The sequence below is a fragment of the Bradyrhizobium sp. AS23.2 genome (assembly GCF_001908185.1).
Classification (GTDB): domain Bacteria; phylum Pseudomonadota; class Alphaproteobacteria; order Rhizobiales; family Xanthobacteraceae; genus Bradyrhizobium.
The window spans coordinates 1-3,742 of the sequence record NZ_LGHM01000295.1 but is presented as its reverse complement, the minus strand read 5'-3'; the positions used below and the strand labels follow the sequence as shown (position 1 = coordinate 3,742).

General features: G+C 62.4%; 5 protein-coding genes. 2 read left to right on the top strand and 3 right to left on the bottom strand.

The genetic code is table 11. The annotated features are described in order from the left end of the window. Positions 1 to 189 precede the first annotated feature (189 nt). On the bottom strand, positions 190 to 381 hold the full coding sequence (locus AC630_RS44975; protein ID WP_143198740.1) for a hypothetical protein: 192 nt from the start codon (positions 379 to 381) through the stop codon (positions 190 to 192). Between AC630_RS44975 and dapF the strand changes: the two genes are divergently transcribed. After that, a complete protein-coding gene (dapF, locus tag AC630_RS41435) occupies positions 380 to 1,255 on the top strand; it encodes a diaminopimelate epimerase (protein WP_074124173.1) in 876 nt (291 codons plus the stop codon). The genes AC630_RS44975 and dapF overlap by 2 nt on opposite strands. Continuing rightward, complete coding sequence (gene mtaB / locus AC630_RS41430) at positions 1,255 to 2,508, top strand: tRNA (N(6)-L-threonylcarbamoyladenosine(37)-C(2))-methylthiotransferase MtaB (RefSeq protein WP_074124171.1); 1,254 nt, start codon at positions 1,255 to 1,257, stop codon at positions 2,506 to 2,508. The genes dapF and mtaB overlap by 1 nt, the downstream gene beginning before the upstream one ends. Before the next feature lie 62 nt (positions 2,509 to 2,570). Here mtaB and AC630_RS41425 read toward each other — a convergent pair whose 3' ends face one another. Continuing rightward, the gene (locus AC630_RS41425) at positions 2,571 to 3,380 is read right to left on the bottom strand and encodes a hypothetical protein (RefSeq protein WP_074124169.1); all 810 of its coding nucleotides are present in this window, start codon (positions 3,378 to 3,380) and stop codon (positions 2,571 to 2,573) included. Between the two features lie 175 nt (positions 3,381 to 3,555). Beyond that, a partial coding sequence (locus AC630_RS46085; RefSeq protein WP_208867119.1) for a hypothetical protein occupies positions 3,556 to 3,742 on the bottom strand: 187 nt, incomplete at its 5' end.

The following is a 3,742-nucleotide window of genomic DNA, read 5'->3' as shown; positions in this document are numbered from 1 at the left end:
GGAGAGGGCGCAGCCGACGGGGCCGGCGAGGGACTTGCCGACGCGGCGGGCGCCGGGCTCGGGGTTTGCGCCAGAGCGCCGGATAGTCCAAGCGACAAGGCCGCTGCCGGGATCAGCGCGGCCAGAGCGAGACGGCGAAACCTGATCATTCTTTTCTCCCCAAGACCTTGCGCATTAAGACCTTGCGCATCAAGGCCAAAATCCGGCTATGCGCCCGGCCGCGCGTCCCGGTTCGCGCGAACTGCGCCGTTCTAACACGCGAGCGCCGAATTCGTCCCATGACAGATGCGTCATGGCAGACGTCTTGGCCATCAGCGGCAAATCACTGGCCAAGCCACCGAGGATCGCCATATAAGGCGGGCGAAATTCGGGAATTTTCATGAGCGCGCTGGCCAACCACGCATTTGCCAAGATGAACGGCATCGGCAACGAGATCGTCGTTGTCGACATGCGCGATTCCGCCTCACCGGTGACGCCGGACGATGCCCGCGCGGTGGCGTCCGCGCAGGGCGGCGTTCCCTACGACCAGCTCATGGTGCTCCAGAAGCCGCGGCTGGACGGCACCGAAGCCTTCATTCGCATCTACAATAATGACGGCTCGGAGGCCGGCGCCTGCGGCAACGGCATGCGCTGCGTGGTGCGGCGCATCTTCGAGAAGACCGGGCAGACCACGGCGACCTTCGAGACGGCTGCGGGCCTGCTCAATTGCTGGCAAGGCCCGGCGCCGGACCTCTACACCATCGACATGGGGGCGCCGAAGTTCGGCTGGCAGGACATCCCGCTCGCCGAAGAGTTTCGCGACACCCGATACATCGAATTACAGATCGGGCCGATCGACAATCCGATCCTGCATTCGCCCTCCGTGGTCAGCATGGGCAACCCGCATGCGATCTTCTGGGTCGACGACGTCAACGCCTACGATCTCGAGCGTTTTGGTCCGCTGCTGGAAAATCACCCGATCTTCCCCGAGCGCGCCAACATCACGCTCGCCCATATCGTCGATCGCGACCACATCACGATCCGCACCTGGGAGCGCGGCGCGGGCCTGACCAGGGCGTGCGGGTCGGCGGCCTGCGCGACCGCAGTTGCTGCTGCGCGGCTGAAGCGCACCGACCGCAATGTCGAGATCTCGCTGCCCGGCGGCAGGCTCGGCATCGAATGGCGCGAGCGCGACGACCACGTGCTGATGACGGGCACCGCGACCTTCGAATATGAGGGCGCTTTCGATCCGGCGCTGTTCGCGCCGGTCGGGTAATGGCTGTCGAGGTCGTCACCTTCGGCTGCCGCCTCAATGCTTTCGAGGCCGAGGTGATCCGCAACGAGGCCGAGGGCGCGGGTCTTTCCGACACCATCGTCATCAATAGCTGCGCTGTAACCAACGAGGCGGTGGCGCAGGCGCGCCAGTCGATCCGCAAATTGAAGCGCGAACGGCCCGGGGCGCGCATCGTCGTCACCGGCTGCGCCGCACAGACGCAAAGCGAGATGTTCGCTGGCATGGCCGAGGTCGATCGCGTCGTCGGCAATGACGACAAGATGCGCAGCCAAGCCTGGCGCGAGGCCCGCGATGCGTTCGATCTTGGCGCCAGCGAGAAGATCGCCGTCAGCGACATCATGGCGGTGAAGGAGATGGCACCGCACCTCATCGACGGCTTTGCTGCCGGCCTGCCGCGCGTGTTCGTGCAGGTGCAGAACGGCTGCGATCATCGCTGCACCTTCTGCATCATTCCGTTCGGCCGCGGTAATTCGCGCTCGGTGCCGATGGGCGCGGTGGTCGAGCAGGTGCGGGCGCTGGTCGAACGCGGCCATGCCGAGGTCGTGCTGACCGGCGTCGATCTCACCAGCTACGGTGCCGATCTGCCGGGCGCGCCGAAGCTCGGCATGCTGACGAAACAGATATTGCGGCACGTGCCGGAGCTCAAGCGCCTGCGCATCTCCTCGATCGACTCGATCGAGGCGGATCACGATCTGCTCGACGCCGTCGCCGACGACGCGCGGCTGATGCCGCATCTGCATCTGTCGCTGCAATCCGGCGACGACATGATCCTGAAGCGCATGAAGCGGCGGCATTCGCGCCAGGATGCGATCGCATTCTGCGACCAGGCGCGCCGCCTGCGCCCGGATATCGTGTTCGGTGCCGACATCATCGCCGGCTTTCCGACCGAGACCGAGGAGATGTTTTCCCGCTCGCTGGATCTCGTCGAGGAATGCGGCCTCACCTTCCTGCACGTCTTTCCATATTCCCCGCGCCCGGGCACGCCCGCCGCGCGGATGCCGCAGGTCGCCGGGCCAGCGATCAAGGAGCGCGCGAAACGGCTGCGTGCGGCTGGCGAAGCGGCCTTGCGGCAGCGGCTGCAAGCCGAGATCGGCGCGACGCGCGATGTGCTGATCGAGAGCGGCAACCAGGGCCGCACGGAGCACTATCTGCCTGTAGCGGTTGCTGGCCGACGGCCGGGCGACATTGTTGTGCTCACGATCGGCGGCCATGATGGTGAGCGGCTGAGACTGTGAAGCCGGGCGTTTGATCGCCCTCCCGTCGATTGAGGGGGACGCAGATTGAACGACGCGAAAGCCTATGCCGCATCAAGGTCCCGGATGTCCCTGAGCCATGCGTCGAAAGCCGCGTCGGTTTCAAACTTAGGCCGAATTGCCAGTGGTCTGACCCCAGCATGGGCTGGTTCGAGGATGAGTACGCCAGCTTTGATTTTGAGAAGCCTGCGGCGCCCCCGGATCTCTTCCTTTCGGAGGCTGCGGGTTCGAAACGGCCCCGATAGACTGATTGCATCGTCTTGCAACACCAGTCTCGACCGGACTGCAGCTACCGCGAGGAAGGTGGCCAAATAGAGAAAGATGATCAAGCCTGTCATGTGTACGGCGATAGCTTGTGCAGCAGCCCGCTTGGTTGGATCAAGCAAGTCCCTTCCAAAGACCACCGAAAAGTATACCGCCGCCGTCCCAAGAATGATGGTCATTGCCCAATAAAAAGATCGATCTGCTACCCGATAAACACGCGGGAAGTCGGAATGAGCCGAGGCGCGTATTGGCATGTTCAGAGCCGGGCCGGTTGGCGGGACATGAATGGCCGCCATAGGCCAAGCGGCTATTGTTTGGGCTGGTTGAGTAGAATGACGCCACAAGCCCAGCGCGGTTAAGAATTGAAGGCCGGAAACGAAGGCAATCGCAAATGCCGCTGCAGATGTGCTCGGGTTATGCTCAGCGAGCCATTTCGGCACCTCGATCAGCCAAATTGCCGCGCAATAGACAATGTAAGCTGCGGTAAAGAATTTCCAGAAGCTTCTCGAAAGAAGGCTCTTGCTAAAAGCAAACAAGCAGAGACCGATTGCTGCCGTGGTATCCATTACCAGGCTGACTACGTCGTACATCGTTTCGTAGCTTGTTGGACGAAATGCGCCCCGTAGAGCAAGGAACGCGATAAAAACAGCAAAGATCTTCCACCAGAAACTCCGTCCCTGCGCCGAGGGATTTGCGATGGCTCTCGGTGCATCTTGGAGGGGCTGCGGAGCGTCTTGCTTCTTCGCACTAAGGGCAGCCTCTACTTCAATTGGCGTCGCCCTCCAGGGGATGCCATTCTTTCTGAGTGGATGCCAGCCGATCAAAAAAAAGCGCCACCCCGCCAAAGAGAGTTTGAATGAGAACGGCCAACTCCGCGCCAGAAATGAACTTGCCGAAGAAATTTCCGGTCAGCGCCTCCATGAGGCCAAAACCCACGGCACCAATGGTTGCG

Coding starts and splice junctions, on each gene's coding strand:
- dapF (WP_074124173.1), top strand. CDS start 380: ATGAGCGCGCTGGCCAACCACGCATTTGCCAAGATGAACGGCATCGGC.
- AC630_RS44975 (WP_143198740.1), bottom strand. CDS start 381: ATGAAAATTCCCGAATTTCGCCCGCCTTATATGGCGATCCTCGGTGGC.
- mtaB (WP_074124171.1), top strand. CDS start 1,255: ATGGCTGTCGAGGTCGTCACCTTCGGCTGCCGCCTCAATGCTTTCGAG.
- AC630_RS41425 (WP_074124169.1), bottom strand. CDS start 3,380: ATGTACGACGTAGTCAGCCTGGTAATGGATACCACGGCAGCAATCGGT.